Annotated in this window: 24 protein-coding genes and 1 other RNA gene; 15 read left to right on the plus strand and 10 right to left on the minus strand. The window is 64.6% G+C overall.

Going from position 1 to position 25,475, the window contains the following annotated elements:
• Nucleotides 1–4 precede the first annotated feature (4 nt).
• The 13 genes from rpsR to ACYVJ8_RS04465 all read left to right on the plus strand — a co-directional run bounded on the left by rpsR (nt 5) and on the right by ACYVJ8_RS04465 (nt 11,617).
• Nucleotides 5–235: a 30S ribosomal protein S18 gene (gene rpsR, locus ACYVJ8_RS04405; RefSeq protein WP_031372470.1), complete on the plus strand. Its 231-nt coding sequence runs from the start codon at nt 5–7 to the stop codon at nt 233–235.
• Between the two features lie 133 nt (nt 236–368).
• On the plus strand, nt 369–821 hold the full coding sequence (gene rplI, locus ACYVJ8_RS04410; RefSeq protein ID WP_460709681.1) for a 50S ribosomal protein L9: 453 nt from the start codon (nt 369–371) through the stop codon (nt 819–821).
• Between the two features lie 243 nt (nt 822–1,064).
• Nucleotides 1,065–2,477, plus strand: a complete 1,413-nt coding sequence (locus ACYVJ8_RS04415; protein ID WP_460709683.1) for a replicative DNA helicase — start codon at nt 1,065–1,067, stop codon at nt 2,475–2,477.
• Between the two features lie 107 nt (nt 2,478–2,584).
• Nucleotides 2,585–3,721, plus strand: a complete 1,137-nt coding sequence (alr, locus tag ACYVJ8_RS04420; protein WP_460709685.1) for an alanine racemase — start codon at nt 2,585–2,587, stop codon at nt 3,719–3,721.
• Nucleotides 3,722–3,774: 53 nt separating this feature from the next.
• Nucleotides 3,775–5,394: a WS/DGAT/MGAT family O-acyltransferase gene (locus ACYVJ8_RS04425; RefSeq protein WP_460709687.1), complete on the plus strand. Its 1,620-nt coding sequence runs from the start codon at nt 3,775–3,777 to the stop codon at nt 5,392–5,394.
• Between the two features lie 162 nt (nt 5,395–5,556).
• Nucleotides 5,557–6,285, plus strand: a complete 729-nt coding sequence (locus ACYVJ8_RS04430; protein WP_460709689.1) for an OmpA family protein — start codon at nt 5,557–5,559, stop codon at nt 6,283–6,285.
• A 171-nt stretch (nt 6,286–6,456) separates the two neighbouring features.
• Nucleotides 6,457–6,810: a transfer-messenger RNA gene (ssrA, locus tag ACYVJ8_RS04435) on the plus strand.
• A gap of 63 nt (nt 6,811–6,873) precedes the next feature.
• Nucleotides 6,874–7,011, plus strand: a complete 138-nt coding sequence (locus ACYVJ8_RS04440; protein ID WP_460709691.1) for a hypothetical protein — start codon at nt 6,874–6,876, stop codon at nt 7,009–7,011.
• Between the two features lie 339 nt (nt 7,012–7,350).
• Nucleotides 7,351–8,976, plus strand: a complete 1,626-nt coding sequence (locus tag ACYVJ8_RS04445; protein ID WP_460709693.1) for a cbb3-type cytochrome c oxidase subunit I — start codon at nt 7,351–7,353, stop codon at nt 8,974–8,976.
• 1 nt (nt 8,977) lies between these two features.
• A complete protein-coding gene (locus ACYVJ8_RS04450; protein WP_460709695.1) occupies nt 8,978–9,634 on the plus strand; it encodes a cbb3-type cytochrome c oxidase subunit II in 657 nt (218 codons plus the stop codon).
• Between the two features lie 242 nt (nt 9,635–9,876).
• Nucleotides 9,877–10,398: a c-type cytochrome gene (locus ACYVJ8_RS04455; RefSeq protein ID WP_460709697.1), complete on the plus strand. Its 522-nt coding sequence runs from the start codon at nt 9,877–9,879 to the stop codon at nt 10,396–10,398.
• 14 nt (nt 10,399–10,412) lie between these two features.
• Nucleotides 10,413–11,027 carry an SCO family protein gene (locus ACYVJ8_RS04460; protein ID WP_460709699.1) on the plus strand — a complete coding sequence of 205 codons (615 nt, stop codon included), beginning with the start codon at nt 10,413–10,415 and terminating at the stop codon, nt 11,025–11,027.
• Nucleotides 11,028–11,029: 2 nt separating this feature from the next.
• Nucleotides 11,030–11,617: a hypothetical protein gene (locus ACYVJ8_RS04465; protein WP_460709701.1), complete on the plus strand. Its 588-nt coding sequence runs from the start codon at nt 11,030–11,032 to the stop codon at nt 11,615–11,617.
• 10 nt (nt 11,618–11,627) lie between these two features.
• Here ACYVJ8_RS04465 and ACYVJ8_RS04470 read toward each other — a convergent pair whose 3' ends face one another.
• Nucleotides 11,628–12,503 (minus strand): alpha/beta fold hydrolase, encoded by an 876-nt coding sequence (locus tag ACYVJ8_RS04470; protein ID WP_460709703.1) that lies wholly within the window; start codon nt 12,501–12,503, stop codon nt 11,628–11,630.
• 357 nt (nt 12,504–12,860) lie between these two features.
• Between ACYVJ8_RS04470 and ACYVJ8_RS04475 the strand changes: the two genes are divergently transcribed.
• Nucleotides 12,861–13,808 carry a LysR family transcriptional regulator gene (locus ACYVJ8_RS04475; protein ID WP_460709705.1) on the plus strand — a complete coding sequence of 316 codons (948 nt, stop codon included), beginning with the start codon at nt 12,861–12,863 and terminating at the stop codon, nt 13,806–13,808.
• On the opposite strand, the gene ACYVJ8_RS04480 is transcribed toward ACYVJ8_RS04475, so the two are convergent.
• From ACYVJ8_RS04480 to ACYVJ8_RS04500, 5 genes are all read right to left on the minus strand, one after another.
• Nucleotides 13,758–15,056 (minus strand): acetyl-CoA C-acetyltransferase, encoded by a 1,299-nt coding sequence (locus ACYVJ8_RS04480; protein ID WP_460709707.1) that lies wholly within the window; start codon nt 15,054–15,056, stop codon nt 13,758–13,760. The genes ACYVJ8_RS04475 and ACYVJ8_RS04480 overlap by 51 nt on opposite strands.
• 29 nt (nt 15,057–15,085) lie before the next feature.
• A complete protein-coding gene (locus tag ACYVJ8_RS04485) occupies nt 15,086–16,399 on the minus strand; it encodes a tyrosinase family protein (protein ID WP_460709709.1) in 1,314 nt (437 codons plus the stop codon).
• The gene (locus ACYVJ8_RS04490; RefSeq protein WP_460709711.1) at nt 16,399–18,138 is read right to left on the minus strand and encodes an amidohydrolase; all 1,740 of its coding nucleotides are present in this window, start codon (nt 18,136–18,138) and stop codon (nt 16,399–16,401) included. Before ACYVJ8_RS04490 ends, ACYVJ8_RS04485 begins: the two co-directional genes overlap by 1 nt.
• Nucleotides 18,139–18,258: 120 nt before the next feature.
• Complete coding sequence (locus ACYVJ8_RS04495; RefSeq protein ID WP_460709713.1) at nt 18,259–18,630, minus strand: response regulator transcription factor; 372 nt, start codon at nt 18,628–18,630, stop codon at nt 18,259–18,261.
• A 36-nt stretch (nt 18,631–18,666) separates the two neighbouring features.
• Entirely contained in the window at nt 18,667–19,308 is a 642-nt protein-coding gene (locus tag ACYVJ8_RS04500) for a response regulator transcription factor (protein ID WP_460711033.1), read from the minus strand.
• A 446-nt stretch (nt 19,309–19,754) separates the two neighbouring features.
• On the opposite strand from ACYVJ8_RS04500, the gene ACYVJ8_RS04505 reads away from it, so the two are divergent.
• The gene (locus ACYVJ8_RS04505; protein WP_460709715.1) at nt 19,755–21,485 is read left to right on the plus strand and encodes a PAS domain-containing sensor histidine kinase; all 1,731 of its coding nucleotides are present in this window, start codon (nt 19,755–19,757) and stop codon (nt 21,483–21,485) included.
• A 56-nt stretch (nt 21,486–21,541) separates the two neighbouring features.
• Here the strand turns inward: ACYVJ8_RS04505 and ACYVJ8_RS04510 are convergent, their stop codons facing one another.
• The 4 genes from ACYVJ8_RS04510 to ACYVJ8_RS04525 form a co-directional block, all read right to left on the minus strand.
• On the minus strand, nt 21,542–22,279 hold the full coding sequence (locus ACYVJ8_RS04510; RefSeq protein ID WP_460709717.1) for an alpha/beta fold hydrolase: 738 nt from the start codon (nt 22,277–22,279) through the stop codon (nt 21,542–21,544).
• A gap of 206 nt (nt 22,280–22,485) precedes the next feature.
• Nucleotides 22,486–23,166, minus strand: a complete 681-nt coding sequence (locus tag ACYVJ8_RS04515) for a YoaK family protein (RefSeq protein WP_460709719.1) — start codon at nt 23,164–23,166, stop codon at nt 22,486–22,488.
• 13 nt (nt 23,167–23,179) lie between these two features.
• On the minus strand, nt 23,180–25,033 hold the full coding sequence (locus ACYVJ8_RS04520) for an amidohydrolase (RefSeq protein ID WP_460709721.1): 1,854 nt from the start codon (nt 25,031–25,033) through the stop codon (nt 23,180–23,182).
• Nucleotides 25,030–25,464 (minus strand): DoxX family protein, encoded by a 435-nt coding sequence (locus tag ACYVJ8_RS04525; protein ID WP_460709723.1) that lies wholly within the window; start codon nt 25,462–25,464, stop codon nt 25,030–25,032. The genes ACYVJ8_RS04520 and ACYVJ8_RS04525 overlap by 4 nt, the downstream gene beginning before the upstream one ends.
• Between the last annotated feature and the right edge of the window lie 11 nt (nt 25,465–25,475).

Below are 25,475 nucleotides of genomic sequence, written 5' to 3' on the forward strand. Positions count from 1 at the left end.
TGACATGTCCAAGTTTTTCCGCCGCCGCAAGTTCTGCAAGTTCACGGCCGAGGGCGTCAAGGAGATCGACTACAAGGATCTCAACACCCTGCGCCAGTACCTGACCGAAACCGGCAAGATCGTGCCGAGCCGCGTGACCGGCACCAAGTCGAAGTACCAGCGCCAGCTGGCCACGGCCGTCAAGCGCGCCCGTTTCCTGGCCCTGATCCCGTACACCGACAACCACAACGCCTGATCCTTCTCTCCCTCTCCCGTTCGCGGCGCCCGAAGGGTGTCCAAAGGTGAGGGGTTGAGGTGAGGGCAGCCTCACCGTTCGGACAGCACCCGCTGCGGGGCGCCAGCCTCGCTAACGAATACGGAGCAACACCATGCAACTGATTCTTCTGCAGAACGTCACCAACCTCGGCAAGCTGGGCGACAAGGTCAACGTCAAGCCGGGCTTCGGCCGCAACTTCCTGGTCCCGCAGGGCAAGGCCGTGCCGGCCACCGCCGCCAACCTGGCCGAGTTCGAAGCCAAGCGCGCCGAATACGAAGCCAAGGCCAAGGCACTGTTGGACGGCGCCGAAGGCCGCAAGGCCGCGCTGGAAGGCGTCGAGGTGACCCTCACCGCCAACGCCTCGACCGAAGGCAAGCTGTACGGCTCGATCAGCCCGCGCGACATCGCCGAGGCGCTGACCAAGCACGGCCACAAGGTCGAGAAGTCGGAAGTGGTGCTGGGCGAAGGCCCGCTGCGCCGCACCGGCGAACACGAAGTCATCGTGCACCTGCACGCCGACATCGACGCCAAGGTCAAGGTGATCGTGGTCGGCGAAGTCGCCTGATCGATTGCTCGATTGATCGATTGAAACGGGCGCCGAAAGGCGCCCGTTTCGTTTTGGCGGCCGCAAGTCGCAATCTATGAGATGCACACCGGTTATCCACAGGGTTATCTGCAACGCCCTTGCGGAAGGGAGCATAGGATGACCGGCCAGCTGCATCCGCACCTACAAGATCAGCACCTACAAGATCCGCACATACAAGAACCGGACCGCCAAGACGGCCCGACCAGGGGAGTTGCCGCACCGATGAGCGCACGCCAGGGAACGCGTCCTGATCCTGCTTTCCAAACCCGCCGTGACCAACGCATCGAGCAGCTGCGCGTTCCTCCGCAATCGATCGAGGCGGAACAGGCCGTACTCGGCGGGCTCATGCTCGCCCCCGATGCCTGGGATCGCGTGGCGGACCGGATCACCGACGCCGACTTCTATCGCCGCGATCACCAGCTGATCTATCGCGCCATCCGCGAGCTGGCCGAGAAGAACAAGCCCTACGACGCGGTGACGCTGGGCGAATGGTTCGAATCGATGGGCCTGAGCGAGCAGGTCGCCGGCGGCGCGTATCTGATCGAACTGGCCAGCACCACGCCGTCGGCCGCGAACATCGTCGCCTACGCCGATATCGTGCGCGACAAGGCGATCCTGCGGCAGTTGATCGACGTCGGTACCGACATCGTCAACAACGGCTTCCTGCCCGAAGGGCGCGACAGCAGCGAGATTCTCGAAGACGCCGAGCGTCAGGTGCTCGCCATCGCCCAGGCCAACGCCGACGGCAAGACCGACTTCACCCCGGTCACCAAGGCGCTGGCGGAGGCCTTCGATCTCCTGCAGACGCGCTATGCCAACGGCGACGGCGTCACCGGCCTGCCGACCGGCTACGTCGAATTCGACATGATGACCGCCGGCCTGCAGAAGACCGACCTCATCATCCTGGCCGCGCGTCCGGCGATGGGTAAGACCACGCTGGCCTTGAACATGGCCGAATATGCCGCGTTCCGCAGCAAGCTGCCGGTGGCGGTGTTCTCGATGGAAATGTCGGCCAGCCAGCTGGCGATGCGCCTGATCTCCTCGGTCGGTCGCGTCAACGCGCAGCGCCTGCGTACCGGCCAGTTGGAGGACGAGGACTGGAGCCGCGTCACCAGCGCCATCCGCCAGTTGCGCGAAGCCAAGATCTTCATCGACGACGAGCCGGGCCTGTCGCCGGTCAAGCTCGCCGCCAAGGCGCGCCGCCTCAAGCGCGAGCATGGCCTGGGCCTGATCGTCATCGACTACCTGCAGCTGATGTCGGTGCCCGGCAACAGCGAGAACCGCGCGACGGAAATCTCCGAGATCTCGCGCTCGCTCAAGGGCCTGGCCAAGGAACTGCAGGTGCCGGTGATCGCGCTGTCGCAGCTCAACCGCTCGCTGGAAACGCGTACCGACAAGCGCCCGGTGATGGCCGACCTGCGCGAATCCGGCGCTATCGAGCAGGACGCGGACATGATCGTCTTCATCTACCGCGACGAGTACTACAACAAGGAAAACTCGCCGGACAAGGGCCTGGCCGAAGTCATCATCGGCAAGCAGCGTAGCGGCCCCACCGGATCGCTCAAGCTGAAGTTCTTCGGCGAGTACACGCGCTTCGACAACCTTAGTCACGATTCGGTGGGCAGCTTCGAATAAGCGACGCAGGGCCCGCCCCGGGCCTTGTGCCGTTCGCGCTTAGAATGACGGCGGTTTCCGGAAACTCACCGCATCCTGAGCGCACCGTGCACGAATCCGCAGGCTTGATGCCCCCCGCCGTCAGCGAGCGTCCGACCCGCATCCGGGTCGACCTGGACCATCTCGCCTTCAATCTGCACAGCATCCGCGCGCACGTCGGCGTGCCGGTCATGGCGATCGTCAAGGCCAACGCCTATGGCCACGGTCTGGTGCCGGTGGGACTGCATCTGCAGGCGCAGGGCGTCGAGCAACTGGGCGTCGCGTTCGTGGAAGAGGGCATCGCGCTGCGCCAAGCAGGGGTCACCGTACCTATCCTGGTGCTGGGCGGCATCTTCGGCCCGCAGGTCGCGCAATTCATCGTCCACGACCTGGAGATCACGGTGTCGTCGCTGGACAAGCTGCGCCAGGTCGAAGCCGCGGCGCAGGCGGTGGGGCGCAAGGCGGTGATCCATCTGAAGATCGATACCGGAATGGAGCGCATCGGGGTGCACAGCTACTCCTCGCGCGCCTTCATCGAGGCGGCCGTGGCGTCGCCCTGGTGCGCGCTCAAGGGCATCTACTCGCACCTGGCCTGCGCGGACGATCCGGATTCGCCGATGACCCAGCAGCAGCTGGAACGCTTCCTCGAAGCCTGCGGACACATCGAGCGCATCGGTGCGCCGATGCCGCTGCGCCATCTGGCCAATTCCGGTGGCGTGCTGCATTTCCCGGCGACCTGGCTCGACATGGTGCGGCCCGGGATCCTGCTGTACGGCGTGCAGCCCGATCCGACCTCGCAGCGCAGCGTCGAGGTTCGCCCGGTCCTGTCGCTCGCTTCGCAGGTCGTCTACTTCAAGGTGGTCAAGGCCGGGAACCCGGTCAGCTACGGCGCCACCTGGGCGCCGCAACGCGATACGCGCGTGGTGACCATCCCCATCGGTTACGGCGATGGCTATCCGCGCGCGCTGTCTTCGCGCGGCGAGGTGCTGATCCGCGGACACCGCTACCCGATCGTCGGGCGCGTGTGCATGGACCAGTTCATGGTCGACATCGGCCAGGACAGCGCCTGGAACGAAGACGAGGTCGTCCTGATCGGCCCGCAGGCGGGCGATCGCATCAGCGCCGAGGATGTGGCGCGGCAGGCCGGCGTGATTCCCTACGAGATCCTGGTCGGACTCAACGAACGCATTCCACGCGAATACCTGCGCGCAGACATGGCGCGTTGACGCTGTTCGCGCCTGCGTGATTCACTCGCCTGCAGAGCTACTGGAGAGACTGCATGGCCGCACGAGCGCACAGGGGCAGTGTCAAGGAAGGCGCGGCGGACGCAGGTGCCGCTGTTGAAGGCACCGTCGACTCGGGCGCCGCCCAGGCGAGCGTCGGCCGGAAGCGCGCAGTCAAACAGGACGCGGTCAAGGCACGCGCGAAGCGCATCCGCGCCGTCCGCCGCGAGCCCATGGCGAAGGTGGATACCGCCTGGCTGCGCATGGAGCAGCCCACCAATCCGATGATGATCACCGGCGTGCTGATGTTCGCCGAGCCGATGTCGGTGGCCGAACTGCGCCGCGTCATCCAGCAGCGCTGGCTGGCGTATCGCCGGTTCCGCCAGAAGGCCGTGGATACCGCCGCGGGCGCGTTCTGGGAAACCGACAACGACCTGGACCTGGACTGGCATGTACAGCTCACCGCGCTGCCGGGCCGTGGCGGCAAGCGCGCACTCGAACGTTTCGTCAGCCAGCTTTCCTCGACGCCGCTCGATACCGGCCGGCCGCTGTGGCAGTTCCATCTGGTCGAACGCTACGAAGGCGGTTCCGCGCTGATCGCCCGCATCCACCACAGCTATGCCGACGGCATCGCCCTGGTGCAGGTGCTGTTGTCGCTGACCGACACCACGCGCGAACCGGCCAAAGGCAGCGATCTGCAGCAGGCCTGGCTGAAGCAGGACGGTGCGCACGTCGCGCGCCGCATCGGCGCGGCCGAGCGCTACATGAAGCTGGGCAGCAAGGTCGTCGAGAAGGGCATGGAGATGTATCGCGACCCGACCCTGGCCGCGGTGCTGGCGAAGGAGGGCGGTGAGATCGGCCGCGAACTGCTGCATGCGGTGACCCTGCCCGACGATCCGCCGTCGTTGCTGCGCGGCAAGCTGGGCGTCAGCAAGCGGGTGGCCTGGGCCGAGCCGCTGGATCTGGAAGAAGTGAAGGCCGTCGGCCGCGCCTGCGAGTGCACGGTCAACGACGTGCTCATGGCCACGGCCGCGGGCGCACTGCGTCATTACATGATCGAGCGCGGCGACAACGTCGATGGCCTGACGCTGCGCGCGACGGTGCCGGTCAACCTGCGTCCGCTGGAGCATGCGAAGAAGCTGGGCAATCACTTCGGCCTGGTTTTCCTCGAGTTGCCGGTCGGCGAGGACAACCCGATCCGGCGCGTGGAGCGCGTCGCCGAGTGCATGAATGGCCTTAAGAATTCACGGCAAGCAATTGTTTCATTTGGACTTTTAGCGGCGCTCGGCATGGCGCCCACGGCGCTGCAGGGCTTGGCGCTGGATATCTTCAGCCGCAAGGCGAGCATGGTGGCGACGAACGTCCCCGGGCCGCAGCAGACGCTGTACCTCGCCGGCTGCGCGCTGCGGGAGATGATGTTCTGGGTGCCGCAGACCGGAACGATCGGCGTCGGCATTTCCATCATGAGCTACAACGGCCGCGTGCATTTCGGCCTGATCGCCGACGCCAAGCTGATCCCCGATCCCGACAGCGTGATCCAGCGTTTCGGCAGCGAATTCGACAAGCTGCTGTACCTGTCGCTGATGAGCAATTGGGACGCGCGGCTCGATGGACCGTCCGCCGATGCGTTGCTGCCGGAAGATACGCGACGGGCGATCGAGTTCATCGCGGGCTAGCGGCGCGTGCACCATCGGTGCCGAAGATCACGAGAATCGGAACGTTCTGAGCATCGGCTGCAACGTCATCACTCCCTGAAAACACGCGCGCGATTAGCGTTCAGCCCTGTTCATGCAGGAGCTGCCATCTTTCGACGCCGCATGACCCCACAGGAGGATGGAATGAAGATGCAATCCAAGTTGATCGTCTCGGCCGCGCTCGCGGCCATGCTCGCCGGTTGCGCCACATCGGGCGGTGGTTACTACGGTGGCCAGCCCAGCGGTGGTGGCTATGGGCAGCCCAGTCAGCAGCCGCAGCAGGGCGAGCAGACGGGCATGAGCAAGACCAAGAAGGGCGCACTGATCGGCGCCGCCGTCGGCGCCGTGGCCGGCCTGCTGAGCGGCGACGACGCGACCGAGCGCCGGCAGCGTGCACTCGTCGGCGCTGGCGTGGGCGGACTGGCCGGTGGCGCCATCGGCAACTATCAGGACCGCCAGGAGCGCGCACTGCGTGAGCGCATGGCCGGTACCGGCGTCGGCGTGGTCCGTCAGGGCGACAACATCACCCTGAGCATGCCGGGCAACATCACCTTCGCCTTCAACGACGCGAGCCTGCAGTCGCAGTTCTATCCGGTCCTGGACGACGTCGCCCGCACGCTGAGCGAATACAACCAGACCGTGGTCGAAGTCGCCGGTCATACCGACAATGTCGGCAGCGATGCCTACAACCAGGAGCTGTCGGTGCGCCGCGCGAACTCCGTGGCCGCCTATCTGCAGAGCCATGGCGTGATGCAGCAGCGCCTGATCACCGTCGGCGCGGGCGAGTCGCGCCCGGTCGCCAGCAACGACACCGACCAAGGTCGCGCGCAGAACCGCCGCGTGGAAATCACCCTGGTGCCGGTACGCAGCTGATCGGCCAAGCAAAAGAAGCGGGGCGGGCAACCGCCCCGTTTTCTTTTTAGCGCGTGAATGCGGCGTATCGCGCGAGCATCGAACTGAATCCGCGCTCCCACGCCGCCGGACGATGACTTGTGATCGTGGCCCGCGACCCTATACTGGCGAGGTCAGCGTTTCGCTGTCCCCGGGGGTGCACTGGCTTCGACGGGGGTTGCAAAGTCGCTTGGCGCATGCCGAGGGGGTAGCTTTCCTCGTAAATCCAGCTGCAAAACTCTAGTTGCCAACGACGACAACTACGCTCTCGCCGCTTAAGGCGTAAGCCCCGAAACTGCTTGTGTCCGTGTTCGCAGCGTAGGGTCACTATCACGGAATCGCTGGGAGCGGCTGCCTGTCAGCTTCCGGCTAACCTAAAACAGGCTGGTCCCCGGATGCGCTTCGCGCATCGTGCTGTCCGGGGACGAGATCCAACGGTGAGCTAAGCATGTAGTGCCGGGGATGGAGTGCCTTCGGACGGGGGTTCAATTCCCCCCACCTCCACCATTTAGCCGTCCTGGACGGTCCAAGAAAGGCCGGAATCCTGAATCCAGGGTTCCGGCCTTTTTTATGTCTCAGGTCAACAAGCCGTTCAAGGTGAAGCCTGCGATCGACCGGATCTATCCCCTCGAACAAGCCACCGAGGCGCAGCGCCGAGTGGTCGAGGACCGACAGTTTGGCCGCGTGTTTCTGGATCCTCAGGCGTAGCGTGCGGATTGATGCGCTGAGCTCACCAGTGTGGACACTCGCTCGTGCCTACCCGAGCGCACCGCGTGCTCATACCTTGGTGTGGTTGTTACAGGCCAGGTTCAACCGCACGATCGAATCGACTTCGACCGGATCATCCCACCGGGTTTGGTAGGCCCGGAAAAGCGCGATTGACATGGAAAAGCGGCCGCGAGGCGTCGGCGCTGACGGCGTCTTGCGAGTGTGCGTCCGGCCTGCAATCTGATCCGGTTTCTGACAGGGGCATCTGCGCCTTACGAACCCGGCAGCGCAGGCGTACGCTGCGCCGCGCCTTGAACATCCAGGCACCCGAGCAAGTAAATGAACCCTACTGCGCTATTGCTGGCTACCTTTCTCCTCTCGATTGCCGGCCTGTTCGCCTTCATCTGGTCTCTGCGCAAGGGACTCTTCGACCAGGAATCCAGCGGCGCGGGGGTCATCTTTGCCCCGGAAGAGATTGGCCGCTTCGACGATCCCGCCAACGGTATTTCGCGTCTCGAGCCCCGCGACGCCGAGCAGCAGGCGGAGTTGCGCGACCGTGCAGCCGCGGACCGGGCTACGGCGGTTCCGGTGTTCGTGTTGTTTACCTTCGCGGTGGTGTGGCTGCTGGTGGGCTCCGCGGCCGGGCTGCTGAGCTCCATCAAGCTTCATGTCCCCGACCTGCTGGTGGACCAGGCCTGGCTTACTTTCGGCCGGCTGCGCACGATCCATCTGAACGTCGTGGCTTATGGCTGGGCGCCGATGGGCCTGCTCGGCCTGGTCGTCTGGCTGCTGCCGCGCCTGCTGCGCACGACACTGCAGTTCCCGCGACTCATCATCGCCGGTGCGTTCGTCTGGAACGTGGGCCTCATCGCCGGCGTCGTCGGTCTCGCCAATGGGCTCAGCACGGGCATGGAATGGCTCGAGATCCCCTGGTACATCGGCACGTTGTTCGCCATCGGCGGGATGATGATCGGCTTGCCGATGGTGTTCATGCTGCGCAAGCGCCGCGTACATCACCTGTATGTGTCGGTCTGGTACATGGGTGCGGCGCTGTTCTGGTTCCCGATCCTGTACATCGTCGCCAACATCCCCGGGCTGCACTTCGGCGTGGAACAGGCGACGATGAACTGGTGGTACGGGCACAACGTGCTTGGGCTGTTCTACACGCCGCTGTCGCTCGCCTGCGTCTACTACTTCCTGCCCAAGGTGATCGGCCGTCCGGTGCAGTCCTACAACCTGTCGCTGTTGGGCTTCTGGACGCTTGCGTTCTTCTACGGCCAGGTCGGCGCACACCATCTGATCGGTGGCCCGATCCCCGAATGGCTGGTGACGCTCTCGATCGTGCAGAGCGTGATGATGCTGATACCGGTGCTGGCGTTCTCGATCAACCAGCACCTGACCTTGAAGGGGTATTTCGGCGCGCTGAAGCGCTCGCACACGCTGCGCTTTATCGTGTTCGGCGCGATGATGTACACGGTCGCTTCGGTGCAAGGTTCCTTCGAGGCGCTGCGATCGCTCAACTCGATCACCCATTTCACGCACTTCACCGTTGCCCATGCGCACATCGGCCTGTATGGCTTCGTGTCGATGGTGGTGTTCGGCGGCATGTATTTCGCCGTGCCGCGCGTGCTGGACGTCAAGTGGCCGAAGCCCGCGCTGATCTCCCTGCATTTCTGGCTGGTGGTCGCCGGTTTCGCGACCTACATCGTGATGCTCAGCATCGGCGGCGTGCTCCAGGGGTTGAGCTTGCAGAATGCGGCCGCGCCTTTCATCGAGTCGGTGAAGGCGACCCATCCTTGGCTGATCGGCCGCAGCGTGGGCGGCTCGCTCATGACGCTCGGGCACATCGTGTTCGCTGTGCACTTCTATCTGGCACTCAAGGCCGCCGAAAAGCAGCGGCAGGCCGCCGCCTCCGCGGCGCGCCTGGCTGCGCGAACCCCGGCCCCTCTGACCGCGACCCATTGAGATGGAAAACGAAGTCAAACTTGTCGGTGGCGCGATGCTGACCCTCGCGCTCGCTACAGCAGCGATGATTGCCGCGCCCTTCCTGCAGCTCAAGGACGTACCGCCGCCGAAGGGACTCAAGCCCTATACGGCCCAGGAGCTGCGCGGCCGCCAGATCTACATCTCCAATGGCTGCATCGCGTGCCACACGCAGCAGCCCAGCGCCACGGGCGCCGGGCGCGCTGATGCAGCGCGCGGTTGGGGACGTCCGTCGGTCGCCGCGGATTATTTCTACGACCGGCCGACGCTGCTCGGCACCATGCGGACGGGGCCCGACCTGTTCAACGTAGGCGATCGCATTCCGTCGCAGGACTGGCACTACGGACATTTGTATCAACCGAGGGCATACGTGCCGGCCAGCGTGATGCCGGCGTACCCGTTCCTCTTCGAGTCGATCGTCGATGTCGAAGTCCAGCCGGGCCAATACACGGTGCCGCTGCCCGCATCGGCCACACCTCCGGGCCACAAGATCGTTCCGACTCGGGACGCGGAAGACCTTGTCGCATACCTCAGATCGATGCGACGCACGTACGAGGCCAACGAATCCACCAACGCAGCCCAGGCGAAGGCGCAGGCCGCGGCCATCCGCGAAGCCGGCTCCGGCAGAGGGGAGAACTGACGATGAAGAGTTTGGAACCACCCGCTGGCCGCGACCAGGAAAACTCGGATCCGCATGAGCTGCATCGGCCGGTTCCGAAGACACTCCTGCTGTTTGTCGCGCTCTTGCTCGCCTGGGCGGTCTACTACATCGCGACACAGGACCCGGGCCTGGGCAGTTCGAGTACCTCGGAAGCGAAGCCGTCACCCCCCGCGGGGTCAACTTCGCCAGCCCGATGATCGCCTGGTTTGGCCATCGCTCCGATGCGTGACCACCGCTTGGCGATCTGGAGTCTTTCGCTCGGGCTGGCCGTCTGGGCGGCGGTGCTGTGGATGCGGGCGAACCCGGTAACGGATCTGAGCGGGCTTGAGGCGATTGCGCCGGCGCGTGCCGCGGCCGTCGATGCGGCCCTGTCGCCGGCGCGGTTGTACACGAGCTCATGTGCGAGCTGCCACCAGGAAGAGGGCGAAGGGCGGTTTCCGGTCTTTCCGCCGCTTGCCGGATCGCCATGGGCAAACGGCGATCGCGATCGCCTCATCGCCATCACGCTGCACGGTTTGAGCGGCCCTGTCGAAGTGAACGGCATCGGCTACTCGGGGCTGATGCCAGGCTTCTCCCATCTGAGCGACCGCGAAGTGGCCGACATACTCAGCCACGTCCGTTCGTGGAGCCATGGCGCGGCGCCGATCACCGAAGCGGACGTTGCTGCCGTGCGTGCCAGGACGGCCGATCGTCGCCTGCCATGGACCGCGAAAGAGCTGATGCGGGGCAGGGCGGGGCCATGAGCGGAACTCCGCGAATGTTGCCCACCTGGCTGACCCTCGCGGCGATCGTGATCGCGACGGTATGCGTTCTCCATGTCATCACGCATGGATTCCGCGCTATCACCAGCGATCAGGCGCGGCAGCGCGCACTGGCGGAGTCGCCGCGCGATCTGCCCCGAATCCCGCTGATCGACAGCCATGGCCAGAAGACGGATCTCAGGCAGGTTGCCGCCGAACGGCCGTACGCCGTCGTGTCGCTGGTTTACACGCAATGCACGTCGCTGTGCCTTCTGACGACGTCAAGCGAGGCGTATCTGCAGGCCAAGCTGCGCGATACCGGCTTAGAGGGACAGGTCGGCCTGCTTACCATCAGTTTCGACCCGGCCCGGGACACGCCCGATGCATTGGCGATGTACGCGCGACGCGTGAAGGCAGACCCGGGGCATTGGACGATCGCCACCGTTGCGGATTCGTCCGACCTCGCACGTCTTCTCGACGTGTTCGGCGTGGTCGTCCTTCCCGACGGCGCCGGCGGGTATACACATAATGGCGCGCTTTTTCTCGTCGACCGGCACGGGCGCCTATTCGATGCGCTCGATCCCGATGCCGCGGACCAGGCGTACGTTCGGCTCGCGGCACAGGTCCAATAGCAATGAGCCGATCGAATTGGAAGACTGCCTGGAATGCGATCGCGCCGGGAGCGGCACTGGCCGGGATCGCGCTGATCCAGCCATGGCTCGAGCAGAGGATGGTCACTCACATGATCGTTGAACTGCCGCTGGTGTTCGCGATCGGCGCGTGGGCCGCCAAGCCGGGACCGGAAAAAGGACCGTCCTGGTTGCGCCAAGTCAACGCCAGTGGCCTGACGGGTTTGACGATGTCCATGGTGGTTTCGGCATTCTGGATGCTGCCGCTGTCGCTCGACGCGGCAGTACTGAATCCGTTCGTGGGCTGGCTGAAGGTCTGTTCGCTGCTGGCAGCGGGCTGGCTCACTCGCATTTCGCTTCGTGAGGCGCGCCCCGCCGTCCAATCGTTCTTCCTCTTGAACTGGGCGTGGATGACCGCTGCGGCCGGCGCGCTCTACCAGCAAGCGCCGCAGCGCCTGTGCAGCTTCTATCTGCTGGGCGATCAGGCATGGGCTGGCATCGGGCTTGTGGGCCTCGCCATCACGACCGTGGTGGCGTGGTTAGTGCTGGCTTTCCGCGAAGCGCCGGTTGTGGCGAACTCCACACGCTCGTGAGGCCCGCGGTTCACATCCGATCGGCATCAACGATAGCTCTGACGAACTCGTCGGGAGCTTCCTGCGGCAGGTTGTGGCCGATGCCACCGGTGAGCGTCCTGTGCTCATATTTGCCCGTGAACCGCTTTGCGTAGGACTCCGGCATGGGATGCGGCGCGCCGTTCGCATCGCCTTCCAGGGTGATCGTCGGAACCGTTATGGCGGGGGACTCCGCCAGCTTCGCTTCATCGGCGTCGTATTTGCGTTCGCCCTCCGCCAGTCCGAGTCGCCAGCGATAGTTGTGGATGGTGATGGCTACGTGATCCGGGTTATCGAAGGCTGTGGCGCTGCGATCGTACGTGGCGTCATCGAACCGCCATTGGGGCGAGGCCAGCTTCCAGATCAGCTTGTTGAAGTCGTGCCGGTTCTTGTCGTATCCGGCGCGGCCGCGCTCGGTTGCGAAGTAGAACTGGTACCACCACTGCAGTTCCGCTTCCGGCGGCAACGGCGTCTGTGCGAGTTTCTGGCTGCCGATCAGATATCCGCTGACCGACACCAGCGCCTTGACCCGCTCCGGGTGCAGCGCGGCCACGATGTCCGCCGTTCGCGCACCCCAGTCGAAGCCGCCCAGTTCGGCCCGCTTGATGCCGAGCGCATCCATGAAAGCCACGATATCGCCCGCAAGGGCGGTCGGTTGCCCGTTGCGAGGCGTATCAGGCGAAAGAAAGCGTGTCGTACCGTAACCGCGCAGATAGGGAACGAGGACGCGATATCCACGCGATGCGAGCTGCGGCGCGACCTCCGCGTAGCTATGGATGTCGTATGGCCAGCCATGAAGGAGGATCACGGGCCGTCCCGATTTCGGGCCGAACTCGGCATAGCCAATGTCGAGCACGCCGGCTTTCACGTGCTTGAGTGGGCCGAATGATGCTTCCGCACGTGCTACAGACGCGCTTGCGGATTCGTCGGCAGAGCGTGCGGCGGGTACGGTCGCCTGTGCAAACGCGGGAAGGACAACAGCCGCAGCGACCATGCCGACTACCAACCGGCGACGGACAATATTCGCGTAGCGAGCAACGGATTTCATGACAGCCTCCGCTATGGAGAAGACGCGCGTGAAGGGTGGGCGAGGAATCACCCAGCCGGGTGAGCAAGCGGCGCCTGGGCGCCTTTTAGAGATTGTCCTTGATTAGCCGGACAGTCGGGGAATAACTGTGCCCGACCCAAGCAGAGCTCGGCTTCTGCTAGTCCATCGGAGTCGTACATGGCGCGAGACCTCAACGACACCCTCATGTTCGTCCGGGTGGTCGAGCACGGCAGCTTTACCTCTGCAGCGCGTTCGCTTGGGCTTCCAAAAACGAACGTCAGCCGGAAGGTGCAGGAGCTCGAAGAGCGCCTGGGTGCGCAGTTGCTGCACCGTACGACTCGCAGGCTCGGTTTGACTGAAGCGGGGAAGGTCTATTTCGAACTGTGCCAACGCATTGCGCGCGACCTCGACGAGGCCGAAGGCGCGGTCGGGCAATTGCAAGGCGGCCCGCGTGGCTGGCTGCGCGTGACCGCGCCCTACGAGATCGGCAACGAATGGATCGCGCCTCTCATTCCGGAGTTAAGCAGACGGCATCCCGAGATGCGCATCGAGTTGGTCCTCGATGCCTTCAACAGCGATCCGCTCGACTTGATCGACAAGGAAATCGACGTCGCGCTGCGCGCGGGTCCGTTGCCTGATTCCACGCTTGCGGCAAGGCGCTTGGCTGTTCTGCATACCCACGTATATGCGACACAAGCGTACGTTGATCGCTTCGGGGAGCCGTCGCATCCCGACGAGTTGATCCGGCACCGTACGCTTGCGGTTGCCAGACACTACCGTAGGAACAATGGTTACGTCTGGCCACTACAGGACGGATCGCGCGCGGCGGAGTTTCCCATCGACCCTGTGTTCGTCGCGAACGACCCGTCGAGTTTGCGCGTCGCCATGCTCGCCGATGAGGGCCTCATGCTTGCCGGCGACCTCATGGCGCGTCGCTACGCGGCGAGCGGAACGCTGCGACGCGTGATGTCCGCATGGAGTGGACCGCAGTTCGACTTGAACGTCGTCTTTCCGCGCGGCCGCGTGCAATCGCCGAAAGTGCGGGCATTCGTCGACTTTCTCCTGGAGCAGTTGTCACGCCTCCACGATGGCGGTGGCGCCCAAGCCACCAGCGGCACAAATTGAAACCAGCGCACGTGCCGGCTTACCGGTTTGCCTGCGGTGCAGCATTAGCTGTTTGGCCACGCTACCCAGGATTCGAGCCCCAGTTGCCGCAAACGGGTGGCCAAGTCCTACGGAACCGCCCCGCACATTGAGCTTGGCCCGGTCGATGCGCCCGAGTGCGTGAGGGAGCCCAAGGCGTTCGCGGCAATATTCGGGATCTTCCCAAGCCTTCAGCGTGCACAGTACCTGGCCTGAGAACGCCTCATGGATTTCGTAGTAGTCGAAATCCTGCAGGCTCAGTCCGTTGCGCTTGAGCAGGCGCGGGACCGCGTGTGCCGGTGCCATCAGCAGTCCTTCCGCATGTGCGCCGGCGTATTCGACCGCGGCGGTCTCCGCGTCGACCAGCCATGCCTGCGGGCGGATGCCGTGCCGGTCGGCCCATTCGGCCGAAGACAGTAGAACCGCGGCGGCCCCGTCCGTAAGCGGAGTGGAATTGCCGGCGGTAAGCGTTCCCTTGCCGCTGGTCTTGTCGTAAGCCGGCTTGAGCTTTGCGAGTTTTTCCATGGAGGTGTCGACGCGCAGGTTGTTGTCGCGCTTCAAACCCAGAAACGGAACCACGAGGTCGTCGTAGAAACCTTCTTCGTAGGCCGCGATGCCATTGCGATGGCTGGCCAGGGCCAGTTCGTCCTGCGCTTCCCGGGTGATGCCCCAGTGCTTGACCATCTGCTCGCAATGCTCGCCCATCGACAGGCCGGTGCGTCGCTCGTTCACGTTGGGGACGGATGGGCGCAGCATCGACAGGCGGAAACCGGTGAGTATCCGCAGGCGTTCACTTAACGTCTTCGTCCGGTTGAGAGCGAGGATCAACTGGCGGTAGCTCTCGCTCAGCGCCACCGGCGCATCGGAAGACGAGTCGACACCGGCCGCAATGCTGACTTCGATTTGACCCATGCCGATCTTGTTGCCCACCAGGATCGCAGTCTCGAGCGAGGTCGCGCAGGCTTGCTGTACGTCATAAGCAGGCGTCTGGTGTGCCAACTGACTCGCCAGCACGGCCTCGCGCGTCAGATTGAAGTCGCGGGTGTGCTTGAGGACGGCGCCGGCGGCGACTTCGCCCAGGCGCTTGCCATGCAGATCGAAGCGGTTCGCCACGGCGTTGATCGTGGCCGTCAGCATGTCGAGGTTGGATGTCTGCACATAGGCCGTGTTCTGGCGGGCAAACGGAATGCGCTGGCCGCCGAGGATGGCGATGGGATGACGTGTGTTCATGGAACTTCTCGGGTGATGAGCGAAGCGGTCTAGATCACCGCGCTAGCCAGGGTCGCGTTGCCAAGGGGGATCGGGGTCTCCGGAATGGCGCGCCCCTTGAGCGGCACGCCCACCAGCACGGCCTCCGGATTGGCAGCGCGGCCGAACTTCCTGCGAACGGCTTCGGGCAATGCAATCTGCATCACCACATTGCGGTCCAGCCCCTTCGCACCGCCGCGCTGGACCGGCAGGATCGTGAAGGTGCCGACGTAGGCCGCGTCCTGTGGATGCTCGCGGTCGCGCAGGAAAACACGGCAGCAGAACGGGTGGATCGGCACGTTCGAGCGCTCGAACCGGAGGATGCGCGGCTCGCGTGCGTCGTCGTCGAACGATCCCGATAACGCGAGCGTTACCCCAACGCCATCGGCGAGGACGGGGTCCGGAAGCTGCCGCGGTTGAACCGTCATGTCCTCGTAGACATAGCCAAGCTTCTGCGTGTCGAGCAGATCCTTGACGGCGACCGTCTCGCGCCGGCCTTTTTCGTCGACGATGCTGTAGCGCCGCTCGCGCCAGGCATCGTCCTGAGGTTCGGCGGCGACCCCGTGGGCTCTGCGCCACATCTCCCAGATGCGGTCGACGTTGTTGTGGTGCGCGGTGAACAGCGTATCGAAGCCGGCGGTGGCGAACATGCCCATGTTGCCGCCGATCCAGTTGTGGATATTGTTGTGGAAGCTTTGTTCGAGGTTGCCCTCGATCATGTCGCCGCTGGCGTTGTCGTAGGGATAGCCGCCGAACGCGAAGAACGAGTCCAGCGACAATGCGCCGGACACATCGAGGAAGTCGTCGGGGATGACGTCCTCCGGGCCCATTTCGCGCGTCGCGTCATACAGCGGATTCTCCTTGCCCCAGTAGGCGGCGGGGATGCGGCGATGCCGCGTCGAATCCCAGTACGGCAATGCGAATTGCGGCTCCTTCACGGCGTCACGGAGAACGCGTTCGAGCGACCAACTGAAGGCGCGATGCCAGCTCAGGAAGTCCCAGCCCCAGTGCACCTGCAGGGTAGGTGTCACCGAAGAGCAGTAGAGGGCGTGTTGGATCGCCATCGCCTCCCAGCCGGTGGGGTCGAGCGGATCGCGCGCGCTGCGCTTGCGGAGAATCGCGACGCCGTCCTTGAACAGCCGCACGTACGGATCGTCGGGAGAGAGCGCGCCTATGCCGCGGCGCACGGGAACGCCCGATGAGCGAACCCTCGCGGACGCCCATTGCGCGCCGACCAAGGATCCCAGCGCCATCGCGGGGGCGCCGGTTGCCACGCTGATGAGCAGGCGACGGCGGGAAGCATCGATGTCGTTGTTGTTCGCCATCATTTTTTCTCCCCGTTGTAGTAACCGCCGAAGGTGCGCACCGGCGACCACGCCGGGAGGATCGGGGCGAGCGGAGGCACGAGATTGCGATAAGGGCCCGCGGCGTAGACGAGCTGGCCCGCGGTGACGGTGAGCACGGATTCGATGCGGGGAATGCGTGCTTCCGGCACGGCGAAGTAGTCGTCGCTCAGCAACGCCATGTCCGCGTACTGTCCGGGTGCGAGACGACCCTTGACGTTCTCCTCGCCGCTGAACCACGCGCTGCCGACGGTGTAGAGCTCCAGTGCCTTCGCGCGATCCAGGCGGTTTTCCTTCGCCAGCAGTTGCGTTCCGCCGACGCTCTTGCCAGATACCATCCAGTAGAGCGAAGGCCAGGGGTTGTAACTCGACACGCGCGTGCCGTCCGTACCTGCGCCGACCGGAATGCCGGCGGCGAGCAGAGCAGGGATCGGCGGCGCATGCGATGCCGCCTCCGCGCCATAGCGCGCGATGAAGTCCTCGCCGGCGAAGGCCATGCGGTCCTGGACCATCACCCCGCCGCCAAGCGCCTTGATGCGTGCGATCTGCGCGGGCTGGATGGTCTCAACGTGGTCGATTGCCCAGCGCAGGTCGGTGAACCCCGCGCGACCCGCCGCCTTTTCCTCACGGTCGACCGCCTCGAACACGGAGAGGATGCGATCGATCGTTTCGTCGTAGGTGGCGTGGATACGGATCGGCCAGCGCTTGCGCACGAGCGTGCGCACGACGGCCGTGAGCTCCTCGCGCCACTTCGGATTCGCATCCAGGTCAGGGCGCTCGGCGCGGAAGTTCTCGAAGTCACCCGCGGACCAGACCAGGTTCTCGCCCGCGCCTTCGAGTACGAATCCATCTTCGTGGTGTTCGTCGAAGTTCGTGCCAGGGCGCTCTTTCGCTACCCAGTTCTCGTAGTCCTTGAGTTCCTGCCCTGGCTTCTGCGCGAACAGATAGAAGGACACGTGCAGGGGCAGTCCTTCCGCGCGCGCCAGGTCGAAGGTCGCGCCATAGTTGTCCGGGTACTGGTGGCCGCCGCCGCCCGCGTCGATGGCGGAGGTCAGGCCGAAGCGGTTGAGTTCACGGTAGAAGTGGCGAGCGGACGAGGCTTGCTCTTCCGGCGCGAGTTCGCCCAGACGCCCCACGGCCTGGTACAGGATCGTCGGGCGCGGCGTGGCCAGGATGCGACCCGTAGGCTCGCCATTGGCGTCCTTCTCGATCGTGCCGCCTTCGGGCGGCTGGCTCGTGGAGGTGATGCCGGCCACCTGCAGACCCTTTTTGTTGTATAGGCCCGAGCTGTACAGATGCAGCACGAACACCGGCGTATTCGGCGCCGCCTCGGTCAGCTCCTCCGGCGTGGGCATGCGCTTCTCGGCGAACTGGTAAGGCGACCAGCCCCCGACTACCCGCACCCATTTGCCTTCCGGCGTGGCCGCCGCGGCCTTGCGAACCATCTCCAGCGCCTGTTTCAGCGTCGGCACGCCGTCCCAGCGCAACTCGGAGGCGTAGTAGCGGGCCTCGCGCGTGGGGTGCAGGTGCGAGTCGTTCAGCCCGGGGATCAGCCGACGCCCGTGAGCGTCGACGACCTGCGTGTGCGGCCCACGAAGCGCGAGGATCTTTTTATCCGCGCCGACGTCGAGGATTTTTTCGCCTTTGACGGCAACGGCGGAAACGTTCCGATCCGCCGACTGCGTCGTAACCTTGGCGTTGTAGACGATGAGGTCGGCCAACTCGCCAGCCTGAGTGGCTCCGGCGGCGAGAAGAAGGAGAGCGACTGCGCCCGCGCGGACTGAGGAGTGGCGGTTTTGTCGAAAGATGGCGTTCATCGGAACCTCGCTGATTGTTGGACGTCAGCCCGCTACGCGTTGCAAACACTCGAGCAGTCGCTCTGCGGGGAAAGGTTTGTGCAGCACGAACGCCGCGCGACTCGCAGCGGCGTGCTCCAGCAGATCGTGCTGCGTCTTCGCGGTCATTAGGATCACCGGCACCGGCGGTTCTTCGCGGCCGAGCCGCTCAGCCAGCGCGATACCGTCCATCCCCGGCATCTGGATGTCGGCTACGACACAGGCGAATCGATGCGGATCACCGGCATCAAGGAATGCATCGGCCGACTCGAATCCGGTGGCCGCGTATCCCGCTGCGCGAAGCAGACTTGCCGTCGCGGAGCGGACGGATGCATCGTCATCGACGATGCCTATTCGGATTTTCGGCGCGGTGCGCATGGTGCGAAGCGTGACGCCTCGCACCGGCGAAAGAAATTATACAAATGGGTGATCGGGTGACACGGAAGAGGGGGTGAGATGCAGATCGCTCGCCATGCGCACCAGGTCCGCGAGCGTGCGCGCTCCCATCTTGCGCATGGCCTGGCCGCGATGGATCTTCACCGTGATCTCGCTGAGGTTGAGCGCGCCAGCTACCTGCTTGTTCATCTTGCCGGCGGTGACCAGCGCCATGACCTGGCGCTCGCGCTGCGTCAGCGTGGCAAAGCGTTTGCGAATGTCGTCCGCTTCCCGCGATTCCTCCCGGCGCGCGCGATCCTTCTCAATGGCGACGCCGACCGCGTCCAGGATGTCCTGGTCGCGGAAGGGCTTGGTCAAAAAGTCGATCGCCCCGGCTTTCATCCCGCGTACGGACATCGGAATGTCGCCGTGCCCCGTGATGAGCACGACGGGAATATGGATATCCTGCCGCGCCAGCCGCTCCTGGAAGTCGAGCCCGGAGATGCTGCCCTGCAATCGGATGTCGAGCACCAGGCACGACGGACAGTCCGGTCGTGGCGCTTCGAGGAATTCCTGCGGCGACCGGTACAGCCGGGTTTGCAGGTCGACAGAGCGGAATAGGCTGTCGAGCGCGTGCCTGACCGACTCATCGTCGTCGATGATGTGGACCAACGCGTCCATCCCGTGCCCATCCGGCGCTGTGCGATGCCGGTAGGCAATATCTTCCGCCTGGCGGGAATCGATGGCAATGCGGCGGGAAGCGCCGGTGCTGCGATGGAAGGGCTGGCCCATGGCGTCAATGCAGTCGAGGCTTTCGCACTAGCAGCAGCGGCGGACCAGCCCCAAAGTCAGGACGGACCGCGGGCCTGGGCGGGAAGCGTATGAGCTCTGCCAGATATTCCTCTGGTGGAACCCGGCTGAGCCGTATCTCCTCCAGCGCATCGAGATCGACGACGATCAACTTGGACTGTACGTTCATGGCTCCGTAGCTCCGTAGCTCCGTAGCAGCAGCGACGCGCACAGCATGGTCTGCACGCGACATCCGGCGCCATCGGACGAACGGACGCGCCACCCATACCTTTGTATGGTTGACTCACCCCCATCGCTGCGCAGGCAACTTCCGGGCCATGTCCATCGATTCGAAAATCGAAGTGACGCCGTGGCGGGCCGGCCCGGATCGCCGCTATTGGAATGTGTTCGAGAATCCCGGGGTGGCGTTCGTCGAGATCGATTTCAGCGACGTCGGCGCCATGGTGCGATCGCTTCGCGCGTCCGGTGTCGTGGATCTGAAGACACATCTGCTTGAGCATCCGCATCTGGTCCGCGAGATGATGCACGCCGCGCGAATCGTCGCCGCCAACGAGCATGCGGTCGATCTGTTCAGCCCTGGTCGCAGACAGGATCTTCTCGGCTCCCTCGAACCGTACTGGCCGGACGCATCGATCGCCGTGTTTGCTGAAAGCGTCGTGGCCGCCGTGGACGACGATCCCAGCTTCCTGCGCGAAACCGTGATGCGCACCGTGCAGGGCGTCGAGTTCGACGCGGAGCTCGCGGTGCATTTCGACCCGGAGAATACGAATAGCGGTTTCGTCACGGTCGCCATCGCGGACATCACTGAGCGCAACCGCGCGCGCGCGGCGTTCGAGCACGCCGAATTCATGTACCGCAACATGTTCTACGGCATGGCGGTGCCATTCTTGCGAGTCGACTCGACGCGGCTGTGGGAGAAGTTCGCACGCCTTCGGGAGGAGGGTGTAGTCGACATCGATGCCTACTTCGCCGAGCATCCCGGGTTCGTGCGTGCTGCGATGGAGGTCATGCCTATCGTGGAAGCGAATGAGGCCGCCGTACAGTTGCATCGCGCCGGATGCGAAGCGGAGGTGCTCGGTCCGATCTCGCGTTTCTGGGCGGGCGGCAGCGATCAGGCGATACGCGACAGTTTCGCGGCAGGTTTCCGGGGCGAAGCCGGATTTCAGGGGGAAGCACGGATGCTCACCCTGGACGGAAACGAGGTCGACGTGCTGATGCTTATCATCGCCACGCCGGAGATGCGCACGAAAGGAATCGTGCTCGTCGGACTGATCGACATTACGGAACAGGTGGCGGCGCGCAGCGCACTCGAATCCATGCGCTCAGACCTTGCGCACGCGACGCGCGTCTCCGTACTCGGCGAACTCACGGCATCCATCGCCCACGAGATCAACCAGCCACTGGCGGCAATCACGACGAGTAGCGAAGCGGCGCTGCGCTGGCTGGCGCGTCCGGATCTCAATGTCGACGAGCTGCGTGCGCTGATGACGCGGGTCGTCGCCGACGCGCACCGCGCGGCCGACGTCGTGGATCGGGTGCGCTGCATGGCGATGCGCCGGACCACGCAGGCCGAGCCGATTGCGATCAACAGCGTTGTCGAGGAAGTCGCGACCTTCCTGCAGCACGAGTTACATGCGCACGACGTGGCACTTTCGCTCGATCTTGCCCCGCACCTGGAGCACATCAACGCCGATCGCATCGAGATGCAGCAGGTGATCCTCAATTTGAGCGTGAATGCGATGCAGGCGATGGTCAGCGTCCCTGCCGACCGTCGTCGCTTGCGGATAGTCACCGGGCCTGCGGACGCCAAGAGCGTGTTCGTGCGCGTCCAGGATTCCGGGCCCGGGATTCCACCCGACCGCATTCCGCGCTTGTTCGAGAGTTTCTATTCGACCCGCGAAGGCGGCATGGGCATGGGATTGCGGATCTGCCGCTCCATCGTGGAAGCGCATGACGGCCACATAGAAGCCTCGAACAACAAGGATGGCGGTGCCGACTTCCGCGTTACCTTGCCGACGAGCGGCAAGGCACCTCAGGCCTCATGCTAGGGCGTCGGATACGGATGCATGGTGTTTGCTCCTCAAGGATAGAGATCGCGACTCCTCTAGTCGGAAGATCGCGCAGCCTTCTCGATCAGCGCCGCAACTTCCCGCGGGTGGGAGATGAACACGGCATGGCTCGCCTTGAGCTCGATGGTTTCAGACCCCGCCCGACGGCTCATGAATCGTTCCAGCTCCGGGTTGATCTCGCGATCCTCGGTGGCAACGACGGCGTAGCTCGGTTTGGTCGACCAGGCGGGCGACTGGGCGACAGCACCGAATGAAGCTGCGGCGATCGGCACCTGTGAAATCGCCGCGAAGTGCACGGCGTGTTCCGGCAGGTCCTGGGCAACGTCCTGATGGAACAGTTCCGGCTTCACCTGCAAGAAGCCGCCGCCAACCGGAACGACGCTCTGTGCGGCAGGCGGCGCCTTGGCCTGCAACGCCCCAGCGCTTTCGCCGACCATGGGCTCGAACGCCGCAACATAAACCAGGCTGCGGGCGGAGGGATGGTTGCCCGCGTCCGAAATGACCATGCCGCCCCAGCTGTGGCCGACGAGCACCGACGGGCCCGCGCGGTCCAGCACCGACCGTGTTGCCGCGACATCGGCATCGAGCGAAGTCAATGGCTCCTGCACGACATACACGGAATAGCCGTCGCGCTCCAGGATGTCCGCAACGGACTTCCAGGTCGAGCCGTCGACGAATGCGCCATGGACGAGAACAACGCTTTTCACGGCGGCGAATGCCGATGTGGTCGCCAGCATTCCTGCCGCGGCAAGTACAAGAAGAATCTTTTTCATGAATGCCTCTATTGGGGAGATCGAACGGGAGATGGCACCAGTCTGTGCGACCAATGCACTACGCTTGGTGGCCATCACCACGCCGCACACGGTGACTCCCAACCTCTCGGCATTCCATTGAACGAAGGTATGGTTCGCTTATCGGTTTCGAACGACCAGGTACAGTTGTTTCCCGCGCTCGGTGGCGGTTGAGACCGCCCGCCGGACTAGCCTCGGCCTGCAGTCCGAAAGCGCGGAAGCAAAGTGATCGCTGCGATCACAGGCGGCACCACGAAGGCGCGCATTCCGAACCCCGCGTAAGCCAGGGCCGCGAGGGCGCAGCCGACGGCGAAAATGCCGACGCTCTTCGCCATGGTGGCGCTGCGCCCCTTGATCGCTTCCCGTGCATCGGGAGCCAGCCCGCCGCGCCACAGGTCGGCGAGGTCGATCATGACCTGCGTCGTGCTGCCGGTCATCAACGTGGTCGGCGGTGCCTTGGGGAAGTACACACGGTGAATCACATTCTGGATCGCCATTGCCGCGACCAGCACCATGCCGGTGACGACCAAGGGCACGTGGTCTCCGGGGAGAAACGGCCCCCACCCACACGCCAACGCGGCCGCGACGACCAGCAACAGGAACTTGATCGCCAACAACGAGCGCGGCGCGGTGGCGGCCAACCGCGTCAGGCGCTGACTGGCATAACGCGCGAGCAGAACCACCAGGCAGAACACCGGTAGCGCAAGCAGTTTGGCGAGGATGCCGGAGCTGCCCTGCACGAGGCTCGCACCGATGGTCACGAAATTGCCGGTGACATGCGCGGTGAACAATCCCTGCAGGGCGACGAAGCCGGCTGCATCGACATAGCCGCCGTTGAAGGTCAACAAGTCGGGGACCGTGATCTTCATTGGCGGGCTCCTGTCAGAAGGCGAAGCACGAACAGCCTAGCGCACCCCAGAACGCAGCGTAATCGCCCACCGGCGCTTCGTGGCGGGCAGCGTGCCCGTGCCCATGCACGTGACACGATTCGCCGGGCGCGTGCGTGTGCGCCCCGGCGAAGGCGGCCGCCGCCTGGGCCAGCGTCGCGCCTTGATAACCCCCGAACAGGCGCACGGGGGACCAGTCGGGCATCGGTGGCGGCAGCGTCGGTGCGAGCGTCTCGAATCCGCCGCTGCCGTGGACGACCTTGCCGCCGACCACGGTCAGCACGCTGGTGATGTCCTTGATGCCGTCGTCCGGCACGCTGAAGTAATCGGCTGACAACACGCTGAAGTCGGCGAATCGGCCGACCTTCAATTGGCCCTTATCGCCTTCTTCGCTCGAGAACCACGCGCTGCCGTGCGTCCAAAGACGCAGCGCTTCCTCGCGCTCAAGCTGGTTGCTTTCGCCGTAGATCTGCAAGCCGCCCAGTGTTCGCCCGGTCGTCAGCCAGTACAGCGCCACCCAGGGGTTGTAGCTGGCCACACGCGTGGCGTCGGTGCCCATTCCGAGATGGACCCCGGTATCGAGCATGCGCCGCACGGGAGGCGTTCGTTCGGCGGCCTGGGCGCCATAGCGCTCGACAAAGTACTCGCCTTGGTAGGCCATGCGATGTTGAACGGCGATCCCGCCACCCAGCGCCTGGATCCGGTCGATGTTGCGGTCGGAAATCGTCTCCGCATGATCGACGATCCAATGCAGGCCGTCGAAGGGGATCTCGCGGTTGACGGCTTCATAGACATCGAGGATCCGGCCGATGCTTTCATCGTAGGTGGCATGAATACGGAACGGCCAGCGGCGTTGCGCCAGCAGTCGTACGACACGCTCCAGATCGGGTTCCAGCGAGGCCGGTAGCTCCGGGCGCGGCTCGCGGAAATCCTCGAAGTCGGCCGCGGAATACACCAGCATTTCGCCGGCACCGTTGTGACGCAGCATGTCGTCGCCTTGGCGTGGCTGCAGCAGGCCGGTCCAGCGATCGAAGTCGGCCAGTTCGCCGCCCCTGTTCTGTGTGAACAGGTTGTAGGCGATGCGAACGGTGAGTTCACCCTCAGCATGCAGCTTGTGGATGATTTCGTAATCCTGGGGATAGTTCTGGAATCCGCCCCCGGCATCGATTACGGAGGTGACACCGAGGCGGTTCAACTCGCGCATGAAGTGCCGGGTCGAATTGAGCTGGTATTCCGGCGGCAGCTTCGGCCCGGCCGCGAGCGTGGCGTAGAGGATCAGGGCGTTGGGCCGGGCGAGCAGGAGGCCGGTCGGGTTCCCGTTCTTGTCGCGCTGGATTTCACCCCCCGGGGGATCCGGCGTTTTCTCGTCGTATCCCACCGCGCGCAACGCGGCGCCGTTGAGTAGCGCGCGATCGTAGAGGTGTAGCAGGAACACGGGCGTGTCGGGCGCGATGGCATTGATCTCCGCCAGCGTCGGCAGGCGCTTCTCCACGAACTGGTGTTCGCTGAAGCCGCCGACCACACGCACCCATTGCGGCGCCGGCGTACGTGCGACTTGCGCCCGGAGCATCGCCATCGCGTCGGCGAGGCTACGCACGCCGTCCCAACGCAGTTCCAGGTTGTAGTTCAGACCACCGCGGATCAGGTGCGTGTGGCTGTCGTTGAGGCCTGGGATCAGCCGGCGGCCGCCCACGTCAATCACACGCGTCGTGGCGTCCGCTTCCTCCATCACTTTCTGCTCGTCGCCGATGGCGACCACGACCCCGTTGGCCACCGCTAGGCCGGTTGCGGCAGGGCGCTCCGGATCCAGCGTGGTGATCCTGGCGTTGCGAACGATCAAGTCGGTCATGGGGCTCTCCGTAATGCATCCAGCGAATGACGGCCGGCGCCAAGCAAGGCGACGGACACCATCGACAGGGTCCACAGCAGCGGATACTCGATGCCACCGTGCATCCAGAACCAACCGTGGGACAGGTTTAGCGCAACGGTGGTCGCCAGGAAACCGCTGGCGACAACGGCGGAGGTGCGCGTGAACAGGCCGGCGGCAACGCACAGACCCGCCAGGGTCTGCACGGCCGCGAGCAGGAGTGGCAGCGGCGTAAGCGAAGGCAAGCCGAAGGAATGCAGTTCGTTGGCGAACCCCGGAAGACCGGGGCCGCCAAACCAGCCGAACAGCTTGCCGAGTCCGTGTGGTAGCAGGAAGCCACCCGCGGTTACACGCAAGAGCAGCAGGCCGATGTCGACGCTGGGGGGATTGGGACGGGACTTGGATCTGGGCATGGCGGGCTCCG

The organism is Lysobacter terrae (genome assembly GCF_054782215.1).

Bases quoted from the DNA above. Each gene is read 5' to 3' on its own strand.
- ACYVJ8_RS04430 (WP_460709689.1), top strand. From the start codon at position 5,557: ATGAAGATGCAATCCAAGTTGATCGTCTCGGCCGCGCTCGCGGCCATG.
- ACYVJ8_RS04505 (WP_460709715.1), top strand. From the start codon at position 19,755: ATGTCCATCGATTCGAAAATCGAAGTGACGCCGTGGCGGGCCGGCCCG.
- ACYVJ8_RS04515 (WP_460709719.1), bottom strand. From the start codon at position 23,166: ATGAAGATCACGGTCCCCGACTTGTTGACCTTCAACGGCGGCTATGTC.
- ACYVJ8_RS04475 (WP_460709705.1), top strand. From the start codon at position 12,861: ATGGCGCGAGACCTCAACGACACCCTCATGTTCGTCCGGGTGGTCGAG.
- ACYVJ8_RS04510 (WP_460709717.1), bottom strand. From the start codon at position 22,279: ATGAAAAAGATTCTTCTTGTACTTGCCGCGGCAGGAATGCTGGCGACC.
- alr (WP_460709685.1), top strand. From the start codon at position 2,585: ATGCCCCCCGCCGTCAGCGAGCGTCCGACCCGCATCCGGGTCGACCTG.
- ACYVJ8_RS04460 (WP_460709699.1), top strand. From the start codon at position 10,413: ATGTTGCCCACCTGGCTGACCCTCGCGGCGATCGTGATCGCGACGGTA.
- ACYVJ8_RS04450 (WP_460709695.1), top strand. From the start codon at position 8,978: ATGGAAAACGAAGTCAAACTTGTCGGTGGCGCGATGCTGACCCTCGCG.
- ACYVJ8_RS04425 (WP_460709687.1), top strand. From the start codon at position 3,775: ATGGCCGCACGAGCGCACAGGGGCAGTGTCAAGGAAGGCGCGGCGGAC.
- ACYVJ8_RS04500 (WP_460711033.1), bottom strand. From the start codon at position 19,308: ATGGACGCGTTGGTCCACATCATCGACGACGATGAGTCGGTCAGGCAC.
- ACYVJ8_RS04525 (WP_460709723.1), bottom strand. From the start codon at position 25,464: ATGCCCAGATCCAAGTCCCGTCCCAATCCCCCCAGCGTCGACATCGGC.
- ACYVJ8_RS04440 (WP_460709691.1), top strand. From the start codon at position 6,874: ATGTCTCAGGTCAACAAGCCGTTCAAGGTGAAGCCTGCGATCGACCGG.
- ACYVJ8_RS04445 (WP_460709693.1), top strand. From the start codon at position 7,351: ATGAACCCTACTGCGCTATTGCTGGCTACCTTTCTCCTCTCGATTGCC.
- ACYVJ8_RS04465 (WP_460709701.1), top strand. From the start codon at position 11,030: ATGAGCCGATCGAATTGGAAGACTGCCTGGAATGCGATCGCGCCGGGA.
- ACYVJ8_RS04495 (WP_460709713.1), bottom strand. From the start codon at position 18,630: ATGCGCACCGCGCCGAAAATCCGAATAGGCATCGTCGATGACGATGCA.
- ACYVJ8_RS04480 (WP_460709707.1), bottom strand. From the start codon at position 15,056: ATGAACACACGTCATCCCATCGCCATCCTCGGCGGCCAGCGCATTCCG.
- rplI (WP_460709681.1), top strand. From the start codon at position 369: ATGCAACTGATTCTTCTGCAGAACGTCACCAACCTCGGCAAGCTGGGC.
- ACYVJ8_RS04485 (WP_460709709.1), bottom strand. From the start codon at position 16,399: ATGGCGAACAACAACGACATCGATGCTTCCCGCCGTCGCCTGCTCATC.
- rpsR (WP_031372470.1), top strand. From the start codon at position 5: ATGTCCAAGTTTTTCCGCCGCCGCAAGTTCTGCAAGTTCACGGCCGAG.
- ACYVJ8_RS04415 (WP_460709683.1), top strand. From the start codon at position 1,065: ATGAGCGCACGCCAGGGAACGCGTCCTGATCCTGCTTTCCAAACCCGC.
- ACYVJ8_RS04520 (WP_460709721.1), bottom strand. From the start codon at position 25,033: ATGACCGACTTGATCGTTCGCAACGCCAGGATCACCACGCTGGATCCG.
- ACYVJ8_RS04455 (WP_460709697.1), top strand. From the start codon at position 9,877: ATGCGTGACCACCGCTTGGCGATCTGGAGTCTTTCGCTCGGGCTGGCC.